The 21572-nt window shown below is 63.9% G+C and carries 21 protein-coding genes; 12 read left to right on the top strand and 9 right to left on the bottom strand.

The features are described 5' to 3' along the window. The first annotated feature begins 64 nt into the window (after positions 1-64). On the top strand, positions 65-2470 hold the full coding sequence (locus J7I89_RS21570) for a carbohydrate-binding protein (protein WP_214974585.1): 2406 nt from the start codon (positions 65-67) through the stop codon (positions 2468-2470). A 360-nt stretch (positions 2471-2830) separates the two neighbouring features. Next, the gene (locus tag J7I89_RS21565) at positions 2831-3283 is read left to right on the top strand and encodes a hypothetical protein (protein WP_214974583.1); all 453 of its coding nucleotides are present in this window, start codon (positions 2831-2833) and stop codon (positions 3281-3283) included. 213 nt (positions 3284-3496) lie between these two features. On the opposite strand, the gene J7I89_RS21560 is transcribed toward J7I89_RS21565, so the two are convergent. Beyond that, on the bottom strand, positions 3497-4144 hold the full coding sequence (locus J7I89_RS21560; RefSeq protein ID WP_214974581.1) for a DUF3223 domain-containing protein: 648 nt from the start codon (positions 4142-4144) through the stop codon (positions 3497-3499). Positions 4145-5854: 1710 nt separating this feature from the next. On the opposite strand from J7I89_RS21560, the gene J7I89_RS21555 reads away from it, so the two are divergent. The 10 genes from J7I89_RS21555 to J7I89_RS21510 all read left to right on the top strand — a co-directional run bounded on the left by J7I89_RS21555 (position 5855) and on the right by J7I89_RS21510 (position 14786). Further along, entirely contained in the window at positions 5855-6025 is a 171-nt protein-coding gene (locus tag J7I89_RS21555) for a hypothetical protein (RefSeq protein WP_214974574.1), read from the top strand. Between the two features lie 67 nt (positions 6026-6092). Then, the gene (locus J7I89_RS21550) at positions 6093-6920 is read left to right on the top strand and encodes a Gfo/Idh/MocA family oxidoreductase (RefSeq protein WP_308159997.1); all 828 of its coding nucleotides are present in this window, start codon (positions 6093-6095) and stop codon (positions 6918-6920) included. Positions 6921-7472: 552 nt separating this feature from the next. Next, entirely contained in the window at positions 7473-8864 is a 1392-nt protein-coding gene (locus J7I89_RS21545; RefSeq protein WP_214974572.1) for an MFS transporter, read from the top strand. A gap of 44 nt (positions 8865-8908) precedes the next feature. Next, positions 8909-9658 (top strand): SDR family NAD(P)-dependent oxidoreductase, encoded by a 750-nt coding sequence (locus J7I89_RS21540; protein WP_214974571.1) that lies wholly within the window; start codon positions 8909-8911, stop codon positions 9656-9658. Between the two features lie 71 nt (positions 9659-9729). Continuing rightward, the gene (locus J7I89_RS21535) at positions 9730-10509 is read left to right on the top strand and encodes an IclR family transcriptional regulator (RefSeq protein ID WP_214974569.1); all 780 of its coding nucleotides are present in this window, start codon (positions 9730-9732) and stop codon (positions 10507-10509) included. A 9-nt stretch (positions 10510-10518) separates the two neighbouring features. Further along, positions 10519-11307 carry an HpcH/HpaI aldolase/citrate lyase family protein gene (locus tag J7I89_RS21530; RefSeq protein ID WP_214974567.1) on the top strand — a complete coding sequence of 263 codons (789 nt, stop codon included), beginning with the start codon at positions 10519-10521 and terminating at the stop codon, positions 11305-11307. Beyond that, positions 11304-12239 carry an SMP-30/gluconolactonase/LRE family protein gene (locus tag J7I89_RS21525; RefSeq protein ID WP_214974565.1) on the top strand — a complete coding sequence of 312 codons (936 nt, stop codon included), beginning with the start codon at positions 11304-11306 and terminating at the stop codon, positions 12237-12239. Before J7I89_RS21530 ends, J7I89_RS21525 begins: the two co-directional genes overlap by 4 nt. Then, on the top strand, positions 12236-12889 hold the full coding sequence (locus J7I89_RS21520; protein WP_214974563.1) for an aspartate/glutamate racemase family protein: 654 nt from the start codon (positions 12236-12238) through the stop codon (positions 12887-12889). The genes J7I89_RS21525 and J7I89_RS21520 overlap by 4 nt, the downstream gene beginning before the upstream one ends. After that, positions 12886-14139, top strand: a complete 1254-nt coding sequence (gene otnK / locus J7I89_RS21515; RefSeq protein ID WP_214974561.1) for a 3-oxo-tetronate kinase — start codon at positions 12886-12888, stop codon at positions 14137-14139. Before J7I89_RS21520 ends, otnK begins: the two co-directional genes overlap by 4 nt. Further along, positions 14136-14786, top strand: coding sequence for an aldolase (locus tag J7I89_RS21510; RefSeq protein ID WP_214974559.1), 651 nt, complete (start codon positions 14136-14138; stop codon positions 14784-14786). Before otnK ends, J7I89_RS21510 begins: the two co-directional genes overlap by 4 nt. Before the next feature lie 442 nt (positions 14787-15228). Here J7I89_RS21510 and J7I89_RS21505 read toward each other — a convergent pair whose 3' ends face one another. The 8 genes from J7I89_RS21505 to J7I89_RS21470 all read right to left on the bottom strand — a co-directional run bounded on the left by J7I89_RS21505 (position 15229) and on the right by J7I89_RS21470 (position 21564). Next, positions 15229-15522 (bottom strand): hypothetical protein, encoded by a 294-nt coding sequence (locus tag J7I89_RS21505; protein WP_251045673.1) that lies wholly within the window; start codon positions 15520-15522, stop codon positions 15229-15231. A 173-nt stretch (positions 15523-15695) separates the two neighbouring features. Further along, positions 15696-16172 (bottom strand): type II 3-dehydroquinate dehydratase, encoded by a 477-nt coding sequence (gene aroQ, locus J7I89_RS21500; protein WP_214974554.1) that lies wholly within the window; start codon positions 16170-16172, stop codon positions 15696-15698. Positions 16173-16223: 51 nt separating this feature from the next. Continuing rightward, positions 16224-17141 (bottom strand): sugar phosphate isomerase/epimerase, encoded by a 918-nt coding sequence (locus J7I89_RS21495; RefSeq protein WP_214974552.1) that lies wholly within the window; start codon positions 17139-17141, stop codon positions 16224-16226. A 3-nt stretch (positions 17142-17144) separates the two neighbouring features. Beyond that, on the bottom strand, positions 17145-18167 hold the full coding sequence (locus J7I89_RS21490; protein WP_214974550.1) for a VOC family protein: 1023 nt from the start codon (positions 18165-18167) through the stop codon (positions 17145-17147). Positions 18168-18242: 75 nt separating this feature from the next. Next, on the bottom strand, positions 18243-18671 hold the full coding sequence (locus J7I89_RS21485) for a carboxymuconolactone decarboxylase family protein (protein ID WP_214974548.1): 429 nt from the start codon (positions 18669-18671) through the stop codon (positions 18243-18245). Positions 18672-18719: 48 nt separating this feature from the next. Next, the gene (locus J7I89_RS21480; protein WP_214974546.1) at positions 18720-19538 is read right to left on the bottom strand and encodes a 2-keto-4-pentenoate hydratase; all 819 of its coding nucleotides are present in this window, start codon (positions 19536-19538) and stop codon (positions 18720-18722) included. Continuing rightward, complete coding sequence (gene dmpG / locus J7I89_RS21475; RefSeq protein WP_214974544.1) at positions 19535-20605, bottom strand: 4-hydroxy-2-oxovalerate aldolase; 1071 nt, start codon at positions 20603-20605, stop codon at positions 19535-19537. Before dmpG ends, J7I89_RS21480 begins: the two co-directional genes overlap by 4 nt. After that, a complete protein-coding gene (locus tag J7I89_RS21470) occupies positions 20602-21564 on the bottom strand; it encodes an acetaldehyde dehydrogenase (acetylating) (RefSeq protein WP_214974537.1) in 963 nt (320 codons plus the stop codon). Before J7I89_RS21470 ends, dmpG begins: the two co-directional genes overlap by 4 nt. Between the last annotated feature and the right edge of the window lie 8 nt (positions 21565-21572).

Raw genomic sequence — 21572 nt, 5'->3', positions numbered from 1 at the left:
CAGTGAGCGCCGCCCGCAGCCGCCCCAAACCGCAAACCCAAACCCAATCCAAAGGAGCCGTTCCATGTCCGATTCCCCTTCCACGCCCGCACAATCCTCGTCCTCGCAGGGCTTCGGCCGTTTCAGCCGCCGGAGCTTCATGACCGTCGCCGCCGTCGCGGCAGCAGCAGCAGGATCTGTGCTCACGCAGCCCGGCGTGGCGAACGCCGCCCCAAAGCCTCCGCCCGCCTCTGGTGCGGCTAAAGTGACCTGGAGCTCCGAGTCCACAGCCGCAGGCTATGCGCCCAAGAGCAGCGCCTGGTTCGCTGATCCGGCAGTCGGCATGGCCTCGGTTCCCTACAAGCTCAGCCAGCGGAACGACATCGCCCTGTCCGCCTCGGGCAGAAACTCCGGGACCGTGATCACGGTCGACGCAGCGAAGTCGTACCAGAGCATGCTCGGCATCGGCTGCTCGATGGAAGACACCACCATCCACAACCTGTCGCTGATGAGCCCAAGCGTGCGGTCCCAGGTCCTGCGGTCACTCTTCGACCCCGCCAAGGGTGCCGGGTTCGACCTCGTCCGCATCTGCTTCGGCTCCTCCGACTTCAGCCATTCGGAGTTCTACACCTACGACGACGGTCCGGCCGATCCGACCCTGTCGCGGTTCTCCATCCAGAAGGACATCGACAACAACATCATCTCCACCCTCAAGGACTCGCTCCGGATCAACCCGAACCTGGCCATCTGCGGCACCGCCTGGAGCGCCCCGGCCTGGATGAAGGACAACAACAGCCTCATCGACGGCCACCTCCTCGACGAGCACGTCCCCACCCTCGCCCGCTACTACCGGATGATCATGCAGGCCTACGCCGCGCAGGGTATCACCATCCACGCGGTGACGCCCCAGAACGAGCCCGGCTGGCCTGCTGGCCACTACCCGAGCATGCTGGTATCGGGGCAGCAGCAGAAGCAGCTCATCAACGCCATGCGCGCGGAGTTCGACGCGCACGGCATCACCACGCAGGTCTGGGCCTGGGACTGGAACTTCGGCGACACCGGGAACTACATCACCGACGCGCTCGGCACCAGGGACTCCGGATACACCGACGCCTACCACAACACCAAAGGCATCGCTTGGCACGACTACTCCGGTGACCCCAGCACAATGTCCCTGGCGAAGACCACCTACCCCGACCTCGACATGGTCATGACCGAGCGGATGTGGTGGGGCACGGCAGGCGCAGACCGGATCGCACGGTACATGCGCTGCTGGTCAACGGGCTACATTTCATGGGTCACGATGCTCGACCAGAACCGGGACACCCAACAGTATGGTTCGCCGGACCCCTCGCCGCTCATCCAGAATCCCGACGACCGCAACAAGTACTGGGCCCTGCCCGAGTACTACCTGTTCGCCCAGTTCTCGAAGTTCGTCCAGCGCGGCGCCAAGCGGATCTGGAGCGACTACGGCAGCACCGACACCGTCACCACGGTGGCCTTCCTCAACCCTGACGGCACGGTGGCAACCATCGTTGTGAACGGAACCTCCACGCCCCAGGACTTCACGCTCCGTGGTGGGCAGCAGCAGCTCATCGACACCCTCCCGGCGAAGACGGTCGGCACGTACGTCTGGACACCCTCGGCAGCGCCCGCCGGCATTACCGACGCGTACAGCCCGATCCAGGCCGAGGCGTACACCGCTGCCTCCGGCGTCGGCGTCGAGGCCACCGGCGACAGCAGCGGCGGCGAGGACGTCAACTATATTGGCAACGGCGACTGGGTCGAGTACGGCAACGTGGCATTCGGCGCCCAGGCCCCCACCCAGTTCCTGGCCCGGGTCTCATCCGGGGCCGCCAGCGGCGTCAGCGGCCGGATCGAAGTCCGCATCGACTCACCCACCAGCACACCGATCGGCAGCATCACGGTAGGGAACACCGGCGGCTGGCAGACCTGGACCACGAAGATCGCCAACCTCGCCAGCGTCACCGGCACCCACAATGTCTACCTGACCTTCGCCAGCGACGGGGCAGACGACTTCGTCAACCTCAACTGGTTCACCTTCACCCACGACACCGGCACCGACGCGTACGGCCCGATCCAGGCCGAAAAGTACCTCAACGCATCCGGCGTCGTTATCGAGGGCACCGGCGACACCGGCGGCGGGCAGGACATCGCGTGGGTCTCCCCCGGCGACTGGGCCGAGTACCCCAACGTGGTGTTCGGCGCCCAGGCCGCCACCCAATTCCAGGCCCGGGTGGCATCTGGCGCCGGCGCCGGCGTCACCGGCCTGATCGAAGTCCGGCTCGACTCACCCTCGAGTGCCCCGGTCGGCAGCATTCCGGTATCCAACACCGGCGGCTGGCAGACCTGGACCACCAAGTCCACTGCCATCACCGGCATCACCGGCACCCATACCGTGTACATAACCTTCAGCAGCGATCAAACCTCCGACTTCACCAACCTCAACTGGTTCGCCTTCACGCACTGAGTCTCGTGACGATCATTGGTGTCTGAGGAAAGAAGGCAGAGCCTGGTGGTGTCAGTGGACCACTCGAACACGACCTCGATCACGTAGTATTCGGCCTTCAGCCTTCAGCGCTGTGATCCAAAACGGAGACCATGACGGGCCTCGTTCTTGAACAGGCCCGTCATGGTCTCCCGGCGTATTGTCGAAACCTCCTCCGGGCCCAGCCCAGGACGGGGCACCCTGGAACCGGAGTGATACCAGCGGACGCCAGGGTGCCTAGAGGACCATCTCCTCCGTTCTGGATAGTTTCGTTGGCCTTTCCCGCCAAACGGAAATGGCGTGGATCGAAGGCGGGTTGGCCTTTCATGGACTCACCCCATCGTGCACGCAATCAGCTTCCTCGACTTCCTGAAAACACGCGCAGCTATCGGCATCGGAGTGCTGTCCGCAGTCTGGGGTCCGGCGGTGTATTCGGTGGGGAGTCTACTGACCGGGGCGTCGGTGTTTTCCGGCTTACTCGTCGCGCTCTTGGTCAATGTGTTCAATTTCAGCGTTAAGATCCGACGCGATGAGAAGATTCGTCCCGAGCAGCAGCTTGCTCGGACTGTTGACGAACTGATGACCAACGCAGCTTGGACCGTGATCACGGGGCTGGTTCTCGTTGTTCTCTTAGCCTCAGCCGCCGCCACGCAGAAACCAAATACCGCGCTCGAGCCGCTTTGGGTGGGCATACTCGTGGGACTTGTCGTTCACCTGATCATGAACGTTCTCATGGTACTCAGCCGGATCTGGACTGCCCACGAGGACATCAAGGACCTCCCGCCCAAGCGCTGAGCTGGAAGGTATGAGGCTTTGACATTCCCAAATAGACAAGGCTACAAAAGGTTGGAACAGCAGTTGCCCGCGACGCGCATGCAAACTGCCGGCCCGATGGGGCACGCCTATGCCGAAGACGGCATAACGGGGGCCGCGCTCCGAGGAATCCATCTTGGATGCGGCGGACCGTTTCGAATTCAGCTCGCCGACACGGGGAACGAGAGCTAGGCCTTAATGCTCGCGACGAAAGACGATCGCCAACCCGCCCAGGTGTTCTTCCTGAAAGTTCCTCCACCGGTCAGCCAGTTCCCGATCAACTAGCCGGTATCCGGACTCGACCGGATGCTTCACCAGCTCCACCGACTCGTAGGTCAGTCCTTCCGACTCCAAGAACGTCTCGTGCAGCTGCCCTCTAGGTGGAGTGAGGTGGACGGCATCAGCCATGGTCATGTCTGGGATCATCTTCCCAGTGAGAGCACAATGAACGGGGCCGCCAGCAAAAGCTTCCGTCCGGAACCGTCGGGTGATATCCAAAGCCTCTTGCGTGAGGGCCTCAGCCACTAGTGCTCGTTGCTTCGGCGGCCTTAAGACGTCGGTGTAGCTGAAGCGAACAGGCTCGTCCCGGCCCAGTTGCTTAGCGCGAAATCCCTTCGACGTGTATCCGAGGTCCCTGTTCGAGGCGACAACCCACTGTTCAATCCCCGCGCCGACTTTATCCGTTGCCGCGGGGTGCTCTCTGGCCAAGGCTGTGAGGAGATCAGCCACGAAAGGATCCGTGACCAACGCACCGACTTCCAGCTCCTCCAGCACTGATCTAAGGAGTTGCTCGACCTCCCCCTTCTTTGCGAAGGAGAATTCGCCCACCACATACCTTGCCATTCCGCCCCATTTCTTTCTTCGGATCATTTGCCGTTCTAACCATCATCTCCGACAGTGGGCGCAAGACACCGCAAGCTGGACTGGCGACAATGAGTAACAAACATGACGAGAGATGTGACATCGAGCACCCGCTGGCCTTCATCGCCGCGTCGAGGTCCGCGCTCACCGCTGCACGTCGCCCACGGCGAGCCCGGGCACAGCTCGGCCGAGCTCGGGCTGGCGCTGCTTCCGCGATGAATGTCGCGCGCATGTTTGACGGCAAGTCGGCCACCGCTCGTATACCTTCACGCATACACGCTTAAGGACATAGACCCGGAGGTGAGCGCATGTGGGTTATAGACAATGCTTGCGAGCCGTAACGACACCGCGTAAATACGGGCCGCCACCACTCACGACGTCTACATCTATCCAGCATGATGGAGCAGGAAAGACGATGCGTAGGCTCGCGGCAGTCCCATCGGTCTTCATTCCACAGACACCACGACACCGCTACCGGCAGCCGCCGCTGATGCTGAACTGGACCCATGCTTAGCTGCGAAGACATCATCATGCTCGGAGAGGAACGAGTCCTCGTCCATCCAGGACGACAAGGAAGGCCGCTGCTGGTGCCGGCAGACCTGGGATTGACCAGAACCGGCAGAGCCGACGGCATGCTCGACGTTCTAGATGGACATCCGGAATAACCGTGACCGGGCCTGGACTCGTGAACCCCTCTGGACCCGTGATGCATAGGCGCGGCCTGAAGATCGTCAGAGTCGCACCAACTCTCAACCCCTGAACGGCCCCTGTGCTTAGGCTTGTGGCGCGGCAGGGCCGCGAAACCCACCACCAACTTTCGCCGGTGAGGGTGCGACTCTCAAGAGCCGCGGCCCCGGTGGTGGTGAGCAGGATTTCGCGTCGAGTGAAGTCTCAGCGGTGCGCGTGAAGCACATCTAAGCTCAACTTTGGTGGGCCACTAACTATTCTCCAGAGATGGGTACCAAGAACAGTTTGACCTGCAGAAATGTGCGAAATTGCCCAATTCGAACCCATGTAAATTTTCAGTCATTCGTGCCAGTGAATGTTAATACAGGAGATGGGTCGGATGGGTCGGCTCAGGCCCGTGTTTCCCCTGTTCAGGCAAGGTTCTCGGCCCCTGGCACGGCGATCAAGTCGACCGGGCCGAGCTTGACCGGAGGACGATAGCGCCCTTGCGAGAGACCATTTGAGAGGAGCCTGATTGACGAACGTTTAAGAACGAGGTGGGTCGGCATGGGCCCAGGTCGCACCGTGCTCGCTCAACCAACCAGCGGCCGACTGACGTAGGAGCAATCGGGCGCATGGATGATCCTCCCGTGAGACGCGGGCTCGAGTTCGGTCACGATTACCCGTGTCCGGAGGTGGCCGCCGTCAACAGGTGCGCCGCCAATTGTCTCCCGAAATGCTGTCACCCGGGAATCGGAGTGGACAGACTCGAATGGTCACCGCGGCGCGGCGTCGTCGCGATCGGGCGAAATTCGCCGTCCCACCGAACGTGCATCGTCTTGCCTACTCCCGGAGGAGTGTGTATCGGCCTCGTGATGTGCTCGTAAACGAGCGAAAAGCGAGCTTCAGATCCGTGCCAGCACGCCAATATCGCCCTCGCCACCACATGCTCATGTGTTGGCGATCTCCGGCACTGCGATGGAGTCGCCGCCTCCGCAATGTCGCGCTGAATCTGGCCGACCTGGAATGGATCCTCGCACCGTCTCCCCCGGCCTGGCCGAGCTCGGCCGCCGGGTCGGGGCGAGCGAGCGCACGCTCTCCCGGTTGTTCCGCGACGATGTCAGCATGGGCCACACCGTGTGGCACAGCCACCTCCGGCTGCACCTGGCGACTCTGATGCTCGCTGGGGGTATGTGAGCCAGACAGCCAGCGCTGCGGCTGGTGGTCTCTCCCAGCGCGTTCGTCACGGCATTCCGCGCGGTCTTTGGGCAGAACGCCAGGTCGCTGTACCGGTAGAGTCGGCGGCAAGCGCGACGTCGCAGATGGACACCCGGAATGGCCGCGACCGGGTGACCGGGTTGTCCTGGAGTCGTCTACCCGCCTCACCCCGCGATGCACACTGGTCGCGGCGGATTCCGCCTACTCGCTGACCGCCGTCGTTACTTCACAAGCCGAGCGGGCCAGGAACGCCCAAGCCAGCTATCCAGATACTCTCTTGATCCCAACAGCGGAAGAAATGTTTGCCCGAATTGACTCTAGAGAACTGGAGCTGGATCTCGTTGTCCTGGGAACGCCGCCGGGCACCCACAAGAATCTCGCGCTTGAAGCCTTTCGCCGTAAGTTGGCCGTCGTTGTTGACAAGCCCGTCGTGCCGGCTTCAACCGACGCTGAGGAACTGATTTCGACGGCGGCTGACGAGGGAGTCAGCCTCACTGTCTTCCAGAACAGAAGGTGGGACGGGGATTTCCTGACGCTCCGGCGGTTGATCGAGGATGGAGAGCTGGGAGACGTCCATACCTTCGAGTCCAGGTTCGAATGGTGGATGCCTGAAGGATTTGGGAACTGGCGCGGCGAAGCCAGTTTGAACGAGGGCGGTGGAATCCTGCACGATCTGGGCGCCCACCTCATCGATCAGGCGATAGAACTGTTCGGCCCCGTCGTCGATGTCTATGGTGAAATTTCGCGGTTCGATTCTGCGAGGTCGGATGCCGATCAGGCCGCGTTTGTGTCGCTACTCCACGAATCGGGCACCCGTTCCCGCCTGTGGATGAACAGCCACGCCCCACAGCAGGGCCCCGCTTCCAAGTCCTAGGCTCAAAAGCAGGCTACACAAAGTGGGGCCTTGACGGACAGGAAGCGATCTTGGCGGCAGGAGTCCTGCCGACGGACTCTGCATATGGAGTCGAAGGCCCCGACACCTGGGGGTCGCTTGGAACCGTTGGTTCCCTCACGCAGGTGCCCGCAGAGCGAGGCAGCTACCCGCTGTTCTATGCCAAACTCGCCCATTCCCTGCTGACAGGCGATCGTCCCCCTGTCGACCCTCAGAACAGCGTCGAGGTGTTGAGGGTTATCGAACGGGCCCGCAGGACTGGCTTGGAACATGTCTCTAGCCGCAATTAAGCATGCGGTGTCTTCGATCGCTTCCAACACGGCGTCTGCCAGGTCATTCGCCTTCGTTCTTGCCTGTGAGCGCTCCGGAAACGAGCACTTTGACATGTCGGTGGTTTTAATGGAAACTTGGAATAAGCGAACCTTTGTTCGCAATCCGATCAATCTGATCTGTGGGACGGACATTCCTCACACCCCTTGAGCATCCAGCGCCACGCGCCTTGGATCGCCCGTCAATGTCGATGGAGGAAAACAAGTGTCCGCAGATGTAAATGAAGTGACCACAGGTGACCTGTGGCGCGCAACGGCCGGAGCAGCGGTCGGCACGATTATCGAATGGTATGGCTTCGCGCTGTACGGAATTGTCGCAGGGCTGGTCCTGAACGACCTGTTCTTTCCCACTCTGGATCCCGCCGCAGGAACCCTGGCCGCGTTTGCCGCCTTCGCGGTTGGCTCCCTCGTACGGCCTTTGGGCGGAATTATCCTGGGCAACCTGGGCGACAGGTTCGGGCGCAAGCCGGTCATGATTTTCGCCCTGACCCTGATGGGTGTCTCGACTGTACTCATTGGCGTACTCCCGACATACGACATGGTCGGAGTCTGGGCCCCGATCCTGCTCGTCGTCCTTCTTATCGCACAAGGCTTCGGGGCCGGCGCCGAACTGGCCGGCGGCATCACCTTCATCGCCGAATTTGCTCCTGCGGCACGCCGCGGATTCTTCACGGCGATCGCCTGCGCCATGACTTCCGGCGGACTGCTCCTGGCGTCCGGAGCGTTCGCCGTCATTGCCGCATTCACCACAGATGCTGAATTTGCTGCGTGGGGCTGGAGGGTTCCCTTCCTGGCAAGCGCCGTCTTCCTTGCCGTGGCGCTGTACTTCCGCTACCGCCTCAGTGAAACTCCGGCATTCATTGCCGAGCTCGAGGCGAAGGAGATCCCGAAGGTACCGTTCCTGCAGGTCTTCCGCGAACGTCCCCGGGATCTTTTCATGGGCTTCCTCTCGATCTCTGGCCTCAACGCCACCGGTTCCATCGTCGATGTCTTCGCCGTGGGTTTCATCGTCACCACCCTGGGCCTGTCCCCGGACGTGGCAACTATTGGCCTCGTGGCGGCCGCCGTTGCCGGCATGATTTGCACGCCCATCTTCGGGGCACTGTCTGACCGGGTCGGTCGCCGGGCAGTGATGATCGGGGGCGGCATCTTCATGATTCTTTTCGCCTATCCGTTCTTCGCCCTCCTTGAGACGAAGGACACGGGGCTCATCATCCTGGCCATGTCCGTCGCCTACGGCATCGGACTCGGATCGACCTTTGGCCCCCAGGGCGCCTTCCTCGTGGAATTGTTCGAAACGCGGTTCCGGCTCACTGGTGTTGCCGTTGCACGTGAGTTCAACGGGGTAGCGGTCTCGGGGCTGACGCCGCTGATCGCTTCAGCGCTGATCCTCTTCGCCGGCGGCGGTGCCGGATTCGTCATCGCCTTCCTCGCCTTCTGGCAGGTCGTCTCCATCATCGGGACGGTATTCGCCAAGGGTGCCGTTGCACCGACCAAGCGAAAAGGTTTCCACACGCAGAACAAAGACGAACAGTGGAGTCTTTCGTATGACGACAGCCACGAGGCAGTAAGCCCCGCCCCGCAGCACGTCAAATAGCCACTCGCCGCATCCATCTCCCCGGACCGTGAAGGACACCAGAAGTGAAGAATGAATTTGCCGGACTGACCGTGCTGGTCACGGGAGGCGCATCAGGCATAGGCCATGCTGTTGCCGAAGCCTTCATCGAGGAGGGAGCGATCGTGGGGATCCTGGATAAGGATCTCGACGGCGCACCCGCCCGATGCCGGGGCTACGCCGTTGACGTGGCGGACCCTGCAGCGGTCGACGCCGCCGTCAATTCGTTCTGCGAAAGCGCCGGCCTCGACGTTCTGGTGAACAACGCAGGGGTCAGCTATCCGGCAGCTGTCGAACAGGGCCCTCTGGAAGATTGGGCCAAGGTCTTCGACGTGAACGTGCTGGGCTATGTCCGCGTGACACGCTCCGCGCTGCCCTACCTTCGACGCTCCAAGGCGGCGCGGATAGTGAACATGTCCTCGTGCACCGCGACTACCGGTCTGCGAAACCGCGTGCTCTATTCCGGTACCAAAGGTGCCATAGAGGGCATGACCCGGGCCATGGCCGCCGATCTCGTGTCCGAGGGCATCCTTGTCAACGCGGTTTCACCCGGCACCGTTGATACCCCGTTCATCACACGCCTCGTCGAGCAGGCCCCCGACCCGGAAGCACAGCTGGCGGTCTACAACGACCGCCAGCCCACCGGCTACATGGTCACCGCTGATGAAGTTGCCCACGCTGTCCTGTTTCTCGCCCGCCCAGGTAACCGTTCGAGCGTCGGCTCCGTGCTGACGCTCGACGGCGGCCTCTCCACGATTAAGCTCTTCGACTCATGACACAGACAAATACGAAGCATCTTCCCGAATCCGCCCGGCGGGCGCCGGGAAGCGACAATCCAAAGAATGTCGTGCACTCGGTTGCCAAAGCATTCGCCGTGCTGAAGGCCTTCCAACCCACCTCACCGGTCATGACCGTCAGCGAAGTCGCTGCGGCCACTGATCTGGACCGCGGAACGGCGTACCGTCTCCTAAACACTCTCCTGGGCCTCGGTTATCTCACCAGTGTTCCGAGCAAGCGTTTCAGGCTGAGCCTCAAATGCCTGGAACTCGGTTTCATCGCCCTGTCCTCCCAGGACCTCTGGGAGCACGCGGCCCCGCTGCTGGAAGACTGTGTGCCCGACGTTGCCGATGCCGCGTCGCTGGGCACCCTGGAGGGATCAGACATCCTCTACCTCCAGCGATTCGACAACGGGGTCGCCCGGCACAATGTAGACATCAGGCCCGGCCGGCGCGTCCAGGCCTACGCGGCCGCACTCGGACATGCCATCCTCGCGTTTCTGCCCGAGACTACGCAGATCCAGGTGCTCGAAGGAACAGAACGCCGGAAGCTTTCCGAACGAACCCTGACTGAACTCCCCGATCTCCTGGCCCGCCTGGTCGAGGTCCGCGAACGTGGCTATGCCGTCTCCGACGGTGAAAACGCCTACGGCCTCCGAACCGTTGCCGCGCCGATCTTCAACTCCGCCAAGGTGCCCGTCGCCGCCGTGAGTCTGACCGTAGACGCATCTCGGATGACCATCGACGAACTCGTCGCAACCAGCTCCCCCCGAGTGCTGCAGATCGCGGCGACGCTCTCCCGTGCCCTGGCCGACTCCGTCGACACCATCCCCCTGACCAACCATTCTTAGGACAACACCATGACGACGACAGAGAACCACTTTAAACGCCGCCTGCTGGCCCGTGAGCAGCAGATGGGCCTGTTCGCGACCCTCAACTGTGCCTCTCTCATCGAGCTTTTGGCCGGGTGGGGATTCGACTGGGTAATGATCGACACAGAGCACTCGCCCACCGAGATGGCCGACGTCATCTCCCAACTGCGTGTACTTGACAACAGCGGAGTCGGCGCTATCGTCCGCCCCGCCTGGTCTGACATGGTCCTCATCAAACGTCTGCTCGACGCCGGCGCCCGTAACCTCCTCATCCCTTCCGTGGACACAGCCGAAGCCGCCGCCGCCGCCGTCAGCTACACCCGCTACGCGCCCGAAGGCGTGCGAGGTGTCTCAGGCAGCTCCCGGGCAGCAGACTATGGCCAGAACACGGCCTACCTGAAAACCGCGGCAGCAGATATCTGCATCCTCGTCCAGATTGAAACCACAACCGGCCTCAAGAATCTGGAAAAGATTGCGGCCGTACCGGGCGTGGACGGCATCTTCATAGGCCCAGCGGACCTCGCCGCATCCCTCGGCCACCTCGGAGAGACCCAGCATCCCGAGGTCCAGGCAGCCATCGAGGACGCCTTCCGCCGGCTGCGCGCCATCAACAAACCCGCAGGCTACCTCACCCTCAACCAGCGCGAAGCCAAGTCAAGGCTCACCCAGGGCATCCACGTTGTCGGCGTCGCCACAGATACCTCCATCGTCAACAGCGGTGCAGCCCAGATCGTCGACGGACTGGGCGGGGGCGTCGCAGAGGAGGCCGCGTCGTGAACGACTGGCGCCCCGCGGACAGGTTCCCCGACCCCGCCGTCCGGGTCCTCGATGAACGCTTCCAGAAATACGTAGTAGTCCTGGCAAAGGTCGAACGACTCGCCACCGGATTCCGATGGGCCGAAGGGCCCGTCTGGTTCGGCGACGGGCGCCAGCTCCTCTGGAGCGACATCCCCAACGACAGGATCATGCGCTGGGACGAACAGACCGGTGAATCAACAGTGTTCAGGCAACCGGCCAACTACGCCAACGGCAACACCCGCGACCGCGGCGGCCGCCTCGTGACCTGCGAGCACGGCGGACGACGAGTGACACGCACCGAATACGACGGCAGCATCACGGTCCTCGCAGACTCCTGGGACGGCAAACCTCTGAACTCCCCCAACGACGTTGTCGCCACGTCGGACGGTTCCGTGTGGTTCACCGACCCTGCCTTCGGCATCTCAGGCGACTACGAAGGATACCGGGCGGAGGCAGAACTGCCCACCAACCTGTACCGGATCGACGGAGCCACCGGCGAGCTTTCCGTAGCGGCGTCCGGCATCCTCTCCCCCAACGGCCTCGCCTTCTCCCCGGACGAATCCACCCTGTATGTCGTGCAGTCACGCGCCGTCCCCCGCCGCAACATCATCGCTTTCGACGTTGCCAATAACCTCCTGACGAACCAGCGCGTCCTCATCGACGCCGAAGACGGCATCCCTGACGGGCTGCGGGTCGATGAAGACGGGAACCTCTGGTGCGGTTGGGGAATGGGAACGCCCGAACTCGACGGGGTACGCATTTTCGCCCCTGACGGCGACCCGATCGGCCACATCGCCCTTCCCGAACGCTGCGCCAATGTCACCTTCGGTGGAAGATCCAGGAACCGCGTGTTCATGGCAGCAGGAACCTCCCTCTACGCAATCAACGTCAACACCCGGGGTGCATTGTGAGACTAGCCTTCGTACACACCGTCAGCGCGGTGCTGGACCAGTTCCGGGACCGCGTCAGCTCGGAATTTCCCGACCTCGATGCATTTCATGTTCTCAATGAAAGCCTGCTCCAGGATCTGCTCCGCGAAGAACCTCCAGCCGCCGTGTTTGAGCGCCTCGCGACACAGCTGGAAATCGCCGAAGCCTCCGGCGCTGACCTCATCGTTGTGACTTGTTCGTCCACGTCCCCCGGTGTCGACATCGCCCGGAACTCGCTAAAAACTCCGGTCCTCAAGATCGATGACCCCATGGCATCGCTTGCTGTAACGTCGGCGACCCGGATCGGACTGGTCTGCACCGCCTCCAGCACTCTTCAGGCGAGCACCGCACTGCTCCTTCAGCACGCCCGGGACGCCTCGCGTCAGATCGTCATCCAGCCGGTCCTGCTGCCCCGGGCCTACGCCGCCCTCTTCGCCGGAGACCGGGCCGAACACGACCGGATCGTGCTATCTGCAGCGCGCGAGCTCGCCACGAACGTGGAGCTGCTGGTTCTGGCACAGGCTTCCCTTGCACCCCTGCAAGAGGAGCTAGCCTCGTCGGTCAAGGTGCCGGTGCTCGCCAGCCCTGACCTGCTGTTCGAAAAACTCCACACCCTGGTGGGCGTCTCATGACGCTGGCAGTAGGGGCAATCGCCGATGACTTCACAGGCGCCCTGGACCTTTCCAACAACCTCGTGCGGGCAGGGCTAAGGGTTCTACAGATCAACGGACTGCCCACCTCTTCCGACCTCCCCGGCGACGTCGACGCTGTCGTCATCGCCCTGAAGTCCCGGACGGCACCGGCCGAGGCAGCCGTGGGCGAGTCACGAGCGGCCCTGGACTGGCTCCGCGCCAGAGGCGCCGGCAAATACTTCATCAAATACTGCTCAACCTTTGACAGCACCCCAACGGGCAACATCGGACCCGTCATCGACGCGGCAATGGACGACCTGGGCGCGACGATGACAATCGCCGCCCCGGCATTTCCCGATGCCGGCCGCACCGTCCATGACGGCCGGCTATTCGTTGACGACGTGCCACTCAGTGAGTCGAGCATGCGTACCCATCCACTGACCCCAATGACCGACTCGGACGTCGTGCGGCTGCTGACCCCCCAAACCCGGCGGCGGGTAGGCCTCGTTGACTCCGATGACATTGCCTCCGGCAGCGGGCGGGTCCGGGAGCGCCTGGAGGAACTGAAGTCCATGGGCGTAGAGATCGCGGTGGTCGACACCACGATAAACACCGACCTGACCATCATCGCCCGGGCAGTCGCCGACTTCCCGCTCGTCACAGGCAGCTCAGGGCTCGGGCTGACGCTCCCGGCGGCCTGGAACCTTGACAACAGCGGTGCAGGCGAATTACCCACCGCCCGCGGGAAACGCGCCATAGTTGCCGGCAGCGTGTCCGCGGCAACAAACGAACAAGTAGCACTCTTTAACGGGCCGAAATTCGCAGTTGATCCGATACGTCTGATGGCAGGCGCCGACATCGTCACCGAAGCGCTGGATTGGGCCGCCGCCGCCCTACAGGAGGCGGAGCCCATACTCCTCTACTCCACAGCCTGCCCCGAGGCGGTTTCCGCCACACAGGCAATTGCCGGCGCGGCGTCCGTCGGAAACATTGTCGAAGGCGCGTTGTCAGCCATTTCCGTCGGGCTGGTCAACCTTGGAGTGGGGCAACTTGTTCTCGCCGGCGGCGAGACCTCGGGCGCATGCGTCCAGGCGCTGGGCATCCGCGAACTGCACATCGGCCGGCAGATAGACCCCGGGGTCCCCTGGGCCTATGGCGAGTCGTTCGCCGGACCCCTTCATGTCGCGCTTAAGTCAGGCAACTTTGGCGGGCCCAACTTCTTTACCTTCGCATTCGAGGAACTGACATGAACGAATTTGACGCACGAACTGAGATCTGCAGAATCGGCGCATCACTGTTTTCCCGCGGATATGTGCACGGCACGACCGGAAACATCAGCATCCGCCTCGATAACGGATACCTCGTCACCCCGACCGATGCCTCGCTCGGGCGGCTGGAACCGGAAGCCCTCAGCCTCCTCGATGCAGCAGGGAACCACGTGTCCGGTGAGCGCCCGAGTAAGACGATCGTCTTGCACCGCCGGATCTATGACGCTGATCCAGCCGCCAAGTGCGTCATCCACACGCACAGCCGCGAACTGGTAGCCGCGTCCCTGGCCCACACCGGCCCTGCCAGCGAGTTCCTTCCTCCCATCACGCCCTACTTCGTGATGAAAGTCGGCCGAGTACCGCTCATCCCGTACTTCACGCCCGGTTCGGCCGAGGCAGCCGATCTGGTGCACGACGCAATCATCGCTGCCAAGGAATCGGGCGCCCCCATCCGCAGCGTCATGCTCGATCGGCTCGGGCCAAACGTGTGGCACGCCTCCCCGGCGTCGGCCATGGCAACGCTGGAGGAACTGGAGGAAACAGCCTTCCTGTGGAACAGGACCCGACCCTCAGGGCTGGCAGAGTCTTCCATCAACGAACTGCGCGAGCGTTTCGGGGCGCATTGGTAGGGCGAAAACCGCCCGTTCCCACATCAGACTTCCCACTGCATCCCCCGAAAGAGAGCGGATGACAGCCACTCCATCGACCGTCCTCACAGAAGTTGGTCCCTAAGACGCCGGCAGCGTTCATGAACGGGATAACCGAGCCGTGGATGCGGTCCGCACGAAGGCCCTCGCCCAGGGCAAGCACGGCATTCTGGTCACCCAGCACCGTTTGAGGACCCGTCCCGGTGTCCCGCTCTTTGGAACGCTTTCCGTGAATCTGCGCTGGGATTGATGAGAATCATGGAAACAAGTTACGACGGCGACAGCCCGACATCAGTCGCACTCCTTAGGCGCATCGATGTCGTAATTGAACGGGGGGAGTGCAGCACGTTTTGGGCCCGCTGTCTCTTCGGAGGAGGTCCCAGGCCGGGACCCCCGTGCGCTACGGTCGCGTAGAGGCACTACATCAGACGCTGACATCCTTTGGTTGAGCTATGGTCGGGGAGAACTCCGCCGGTTGTTCCAGATAGTGGATGCCCTGGTTGATCATCACGCCGCCACCTTCGGTGTCCCAGCTGCGGCGGCACGGCTCGGCCCAGAAGTCGGCATCGCGTCCCAGCCGCACGTGCAGGTGCCTAGGATCGGGGTGCCTAGCGTCCCGTCGTCGAGTGCTTTTGCGGATGCGCTGGGCGGCGAGCCAGAAGCGCCGCTGGAAGAGGACACCGAGTTTCACGCCGGCGTTACGGCAGGCCTCGATCATGCGGTCGGTCTCTTCGAGGGTGATGGCTATGGGCTTCTCACACAGGACGTGCAGCCCATTCCTGGCGGCGGCCCACCAGCGCAACCTCGGGGATGCTCTGGAGGGCCTCGACGTGGTTGATCGCGTTCTTTCCGCAACCGATGATGCCCACGCGGAGTTTTCGCTGCGACGTGTCAGCTCTCCTGTGCGGTCGTGGTTTCCGAAGTGGACCTCGCGGCGTGCCGGGCGGCGATGATGTCGACCCCGAAGGCGTAGCCGCTGACGCCGGCGCCGGCGATGACAGCCTTGGCCACGGGCGAGACGAAGGAGTGGTGGCGGAAGGTTTCGCGTGTGTGGGGGTTGCTGATGTGGACTTCGACCACGTCCAGTTCTGAGGCCTTGATCGCGTCGTGCAGTGCCACGGACGTGTGGGTCAGTCCGGCTGGGTTGATGACGCAGCCGATGTTTTCGCTGCGGCCGCGGTGGAGGGCGTCGATGAGGTCACCTTCGTGGTTGCTCTGCAGGAAGTCCACTTCCAGGCCGTGGGTGGCTGCGCGGTCGCGGACCAGGCGTTCTACGTCGGCGATCGAGTCGCTGCCGTAGATTTCTGGCTCGCGGGTGCCGAGCATGTTCAGGTTGGGTCCGTTCAGGACCAGGACGCGATTGTTCATGGGCTGCTTTCTGGGTGGCTATGGGCGCGCAAAACCGGGCGTGAAGAAGGTTCAGTGCTTCAGGGAGGGCGCGAGGGCCGCTGCCATGAGCTTCCGGGCGGCGGCGATGCTGCTGCTGGCGGCGATGGCGGCATCCAGCTCACGGAACTCCGGATAGTTGACTTCGACGCACCAGGGCCCGGTGAAGCCGGCGGCGCGGACGGCCCGGATGAAGCCTTCGCCGTCGAGGTCGCCGTCCCCGGGCAGCCGGCGGGTTGAGCGCGCGTTGGCCAGGAAGTCTTCGTGGACGCGGTAGCCGCCGTTGAGCTGGACGGCTGTGATCAGGCCCATCTCTCCCCTGGCGATCCCGTCGGTGGTGCAGCCGGTGTTGAAGGCGTGCCACGTATCTGCCAGGGCGCCCCCCACGCCTGTAACGGTCTGGATGTCGCGGACCAGACCGTAGTCTGGGATCTTCGACCAAGCGAAGGCCTCGATGGCGGGAACGTAACCCGTGCCGGCCACGGCCTCGGCGAACTCGGCCAGTCCGCGGCCCGCGAGCTGCGGGTCTGCGGACGGTCCGGCCGTGAACTCCCCCACGCTGACGTGATGCCCGCCAACATTGTTGGCGGCCAGCCGCCCGGCGACCTCGCCGATGAGTTCAGCGGCCGTAGCAACGGCGGGGTTGCCGGGTCCGTCGCACCAGCCGCCCACGAATTCGATTTCGACGACGTCCAGCCCGGTCCCTTGCAGGACGCCGGCCATGTGGTCCAGCACCGCCGAGGGATCGGCCGTGCCGAGCTCGTTCCACGCCGGGTCGGTGAGTTCGTTCAGGTGCAGGCCGATGCCGTCGAAGCCTGCTTCGGCGGCGGCCCGGACCCGGTATGAGAACGCGTGTCTCGGCGGTTGTCCGAAGCCGCTGCCGGACAGGGTGAAGAAGCTCGCCACGTAGGAGCCGGCGTTGGTGTCGCTGTCAGCCTGCACTATTTCCACGTCTCAGGCCACCGGTGCTGCGGGCACGTAGGGCGGGGTGGCGTAGTCCTTGAAGCTGGGCGGAGTGGCCAGGCCCCAGGCCGTGCTTCGCCCGCCGGTCTCCGTGTCCCAGGTGACCGGTTCCCAGTCCGGCGAGAAGATATGGATGCCTCCGGAGAACACCTCGATCCGGTTCCCGCCGGGTTCGATGACGTAGAGGAAGAACCCCTGGGTGCGGGAGTGCTTGGCCGGCCCGAAATCGATGGGCACGCCGTTCTCCATGAAAATGTCCGCGGCGCGAAGCACATCCTCGCGGCTTTCCACGGCATACGCGAGGTGGTGCAGCCGGCCTTCGGTGGGATGCTGCTCCTGGGTCAGGGCAAGGTCATGGGCTTTGGTCATGACCGAAAGCCACGCCCCGACTTCCTGATCCGTGCCGGCCGGGACCAGACGCTCCCGCAACTTGAAGCCGAGTGATTCCTGTGCGAAGGCGCTGGCCTGGGCGACGTTGGGGACCAGCAGGTTGATGTGGTCCAGGTGGGCTGCCGCCACGCCACGCGGATCATACTTCTGGGGCTGGTTGGGCAGATAAGGCTTCTGTCCTTCCGGGGCGACGAACTTTTCCGTTTCGAAGTAGATCTCCTGCAGGTGCCCGCCCGGGCCGCGATACTGGTAGGCACGGCCGTGCCCGACGTCCCCGTCGATCCACTGCCCGTGGATTCCCTTGGCCTCCAGCGCCGCCACCCTGCGGCCCAGGGCCTGGGGACTGGTGCAGCGCCACGCTACATGGCCCGGGCCGGGCTGGCCCGCTGCCGTCACCTTCAAAGACGTCCGCACATCGTCGTTCCACGCCCTCAGGTACACGGAATCAACAGTTTCCTCCACCGTGTAGAGACCGTAGACGCGGGTGAAGAAGTCTGCCGTGGCCTGGAGATCCGGGCTGAGGATTTCCACGTGGCCCAACTGGGCGACGTCGTAAATGGGTTCCTTGTAAGTGTCTTCCGCAGGGTCAGCCAGCCGTTCGGCGTGGTGGGAGATGTCAGCCATGGTGCTCCTTTGCACGCGGCGGCCGGCGGGGCCGCCGAAATGTGTCGTCTTGGTAGGTCTGAGGGGCAGGTGGGGTCAGCGCGGTGCGGCCGACGCGCCGAGGCCCGCTTCGTTCTTCTGCTCCAGCTCGGCGATGCCGTCGAGAACGGCCGGGGCGTGGTTGGCCACGGACAGCCCGCCGAAGAGATAGGCGAGGTCGATCGTGGCCTGCAGCTCGTCCCAGCTGGCACCGGCGCGGCGTGCGGCCAGGCCGTGCAGCTTGGCGGCGTCGCGCAGGTTGACGGCCAGGACCGCGAACAGAATCAGCTGGACGGTTTTCTGGTCGAGCTTGTCCGTGTAGCAGATCAGGTTGCGGACACGCTCTTCTGCGAGCAGCAGTTCCGGGTTCGTGACCCGGAGCCGGTCGAAGCGGGCCTGGATGCGCGGGGGTACGAAACCCATCAGCTCGCGGTAGGTGTCCAGGAATTCGTCAATCTGCCAGTTCTGGCCTTCGGTGGCTGTCATGGCCGTCCTTCTTTCGTAATTGGCTTATGTGGTGAGGCGCGGACTGGTTCAGGCGCCGCAGACGGTCAGTGTTCCGAGGTTCGTGAACTCGGCGGTGATCTGCTCTCCGGGCCGGACGAACACGGCGTCGGTCATGCCGCCGGTGAGCACGACCGCACCGGCGTCGATGACCTCTCCGCGTTCGGCGAGGGCATTGGCGGCCAGGGCCAGGGCCTCACCGGGGTGTCCCTGGACGGCTGCGCCGGTGGCGGTCGCGACCACGGTGCCGTTGACGGACAGGACGACGGCCTCGAGGGCAAGGTCCAGTCCTGCCGGGTCGGTGCCGGAGGCGCCGATGAAGAGCCTAGAGGAGGAGGCGTTGTCTGCCACGACGTCGGGAAGGGTGAATTTGAAGTCGGTGAAGCGGCTGTCGATGACCTCGAACCCTGCGTGGACGCTGCCGACGGCGGCCATCGCGGTTGCCGCTGTCACGCCGGGGCCGGCGAGGCGTTCTTTCATGACAAAGACGATTTCCGGTTCGATCTTCGGGTGGATAAGTTCGTCCAATGGGATCGGAACACCGGCTTCGAGGACCATCTTGTCGGTGATGACGGCGGTGAGGGGAGAGTCGATGCCCATCTGCTGCTGCTTGGCGCGGGCGGTGAGGCCGAGCTTGACGCCGATCACGCGCTCTCCGCCGGCGACCTTCAGGTCGATGAGCTTCCGCTGGACGCGGTAGGCGGCATCCAGGTCCAGTTCGGGGTATTCGTCGGTGATTTTACCGCCGTCGGTCCGGTCGAGTTCGCGCTTGTACAGCACGTCCGCGACGCGCTCTTCGGTCCAGGCGCTGCCCTGGGCGGACGGTGTGTTGGTGGGTTCGTTGCTCATGCGGGGACTCTTTCGTTGTGTTCGGCTGCCTGGCGCTGCAAACCTGCCAGTTCGATGGCGACGTCGATGATCATGTCTTCCTGGCCTCCGACGTAGCCGGCTTCGCCGACCCTGCGGAGGATCTGGTGGGCCGGAACGCCGTAGCGCACCGCGGCCCGTTCCGCGTGGAGCAGGAACGAGTTGTAGACACCGTAACGCCCCTGAACGATCGAGGAACGGTCCATCACGGGCATGCGCGTCACGATGGGGGCCAGTACCTCTTCGGCGGCGGCGAGGGCTGCCTCGACGTTGACGCCGGTGGGGATCCCCAGGGCGTCGAAGACGCTGACGAGGACTTCGGTGGGGGTGTTTCCGGCGCCTGCACCCAGCGCGCGGAGGGTGCCGTCGATGCTGCGGGCGCCGGCGCGGTAGGCCTCTACCGAGTTCGCCACGCCCATGGAGAGGTTCTGGTGGCCGTGGAAGCCCACCAGTGCGTCGTCGCCGAGTTCCTGGACCAGGGCGTCAACGCGGGTCCGGACGCCCTCGGGCAGCAGTGCCCCGGCGGAGTCCACGACGTAGACGCACTGGCAGCCCGCGTCGGCCATGATCCGCGCTTGCTGGGCCAACTGGGCGGGCGCGGTGCGGTGCGAGAGCATGAGGAAGCCCGCGGTTTCCATGCCCAGGTCCCGGGCCGCGCGGAAGTGCTGGATGCTGACGTCGGCTTCGGTGGAGTGGGTGGCGACGCGTGCCATGCGGGCGCCGGCGGCGTGTGCTTCGCGGAGGTCCGCTACCGTTCCGAGGCCGGGCAGCAGCAGGACGGCGATCTTGGCCTTGGTGACAGATTCCGCGGCGGCCGCCACCAGGTCGATGTCGCGGACGGCTGAGAAGCCGTAGTTGAAGGAGGATCCGGCGAGGCCGTCACCGTGGGTCACCTCGATGATGGGCACACTGGCGCTGTCGAGTGCCCGCGAGATATCCGCGACCTGCTGGATAGTGAAGCTGTGGCTGACGGCGTGGCTGCCGTCGCGCAGGGTGGTGTCAATGATACGTACGGGCGGGTTGGTGCCGGCTGGTTCGATGGAGGTCATTTCGCTGCCACCTGCTCTTTCTGGGTCGTGGCGGCCGGTCTTGTAAGAGCCCAGGCCAGGGCCAGCTGTTCGCCGGCGCGCGCTGCGGCTGCCGTCATGATGTCGAGGTTGCCTGCCCATTCGGGGAGGTAGTCGCCGTTGCCGGTGACTTCAAGGAAGACGGCGACGCGTCCGTTGCCGTCCCAGTCCGGGCGCGGGTCCTCGAACTGGGGTTCGGACTTGAGCCGGTAGCCGGGGACGTACTGCTGGACCGCGGCGACCATTCGGTGGATCGATTCGGTGATGGCGTCTTGGTCGACGTCGGCTCCGATGGCGGCGAAGACGGTGTCCCGCATGACCATGGGAGGCTCCACGGGGTTTAGGATGATGATGGCCTTGCCCCGGGTGGCGCCGCCGACGGACTGGATGGCGTGGGCGGTGGTCTCGGTGAATTCGTCGATGTTCGCCCGGGTTCCCGGTCCGGCGGAGCGGGAGGAGATGGAGGCGACGATTTCCGCGTACGGCACCGGGGTGATTCTTGAGATGGCGGCAACGATGGGAATGGTGGCCTGCCCGCCGCAGGTGATCATGTTGATGTTCGGTGCGTTGCCGTCGTCCGCGGCCAGGTAGTTATCCAGGTTTACTGCCGGGCAGACGAAGGGGCCGACGGCGGCGGGTGTGAGGTCGACGGCGGCGATGCCGGCGTCGCGGTACCGCAGTGCGTTCGCCTCGTGGGCCTTGGCGCTGGTGGCTTCGAAGACGACGTCGGGAAGGACGTCCTGCTCGAGGAGCCAGTCGACTCCCCCGGCGCTGGTTTCGACCCCGAGGTCGCGTGCCCTGCGCAGGCCGTCGGAGGCGGGGTCGACGCCGATCATGTAGCGGACGTCGAGGGCTGCGCTGCGCTGGAGTTTGATGAGCAGGTCGGTGCCGATGTTTCCAGGGCCGACGATGGCCGCGATGGGACGTGGACTGTGGTCCATGGAGTTAC

The sequence above is a fragment of the Arthrobacter sp. ISL-5 genome, from assembly GCF_018613835.1.
GTDB lineage: Bacteria > Actinomycetota > Actinomycetes > Actinomycetales > Micrococcaceae > Arthrobacter.
Note: the sequence above shows the minus strand (reverse complement) of the source record. Positions and strands in the feature narration are given on the sequence as shown.

Coding starts and splice junctions, on each gene's coding strand:
- otnK (WP_214974561.1), top strand. CDS start 12,886: ATGACGCTGGCAGTAGGGGCAATCGCCGATGACTTCACAGGCGCCCTG.
- J7I89_RS21560 (WP_214974581.1), bottom strand. CDS start 4,144: ATGGCAAGGTATGTGGTGGGCGAATTCTCCTTCGCAAAGAAGGGGGAG.
- J7I89_RS21530 (WP_214974567.1), top strand. CDS start 10,519: ATGACGACGACAGAGAACCACTTTAAACGCCGCCTGCTGGCCCGTGAG.
- dmpG (WP_214974544.1), bottom strand. CDS start 20,605: ATGACCTCCATCGAACCAGCCGGCACCAACCCGCCCGTACGTATCATT.
- J7I89_RS21485 (WP_214974548.1), bottom strand. CDS start 18,671: ATGACAGCCACCGAAGGCCAGAACTGGCAGATTGACGAATTCCTGGAC.
- aroQ (WP_214974554.1), bottom strand. CDS start 16,172: ATGAACAATCGCGTCCTGGTCCTGAACGGACCCAACCTGAACATGCTC.
- J7I89_RS21570 (WP_214974585.1), top strand. CDS start 65: ATGTCCGATTCCCCTTCCACGCCCGCACAATCCTCGTCCTCGCAGGGC.
- J7I89_RS21490 (WP_214974550.1), bottom strand. CDS start 18,167: ATGGCTGACATCTCCCACCACGCCGAACGGCTGGCTGACCCTGCGGAA.
- J7I89_RS21470 (WP_214974537.1), bottom strand. CDS start 21,564: ATGGACCACAGTCCACGTCCCATCGCGGCCATCGTCGGCCCTGGAAAC.
- J7I89_RS21510 (WP_214974559.1), top strand. CDS start 14,136: ATGAACGAATTTGACGCACGAACTGAGATCTGCAGAATCGGCGCATCA.
- J7I89_RS21555 (WP_214974574.1), top strand. CDS start 5,855: ATGGATCCTCGCACCGTCTCCCCCGGCCTGGCCGAGCTCGGCCGCCGG.
- J7I89_RS21480 (WP_214974546.1), bottom strand. CDS start 19,538: ATGAGCAACGAACCCACCAACACACCGTCCGCCCAGGGCAGCGCCTGG.
- J7I89_RS21505 (WP_251045673.1), bottom strand. CDS start 15,522: ATGATCGAGGCCTGCCGTAACGCCGGCGTGAAACTCGGTGTCCTCTTC.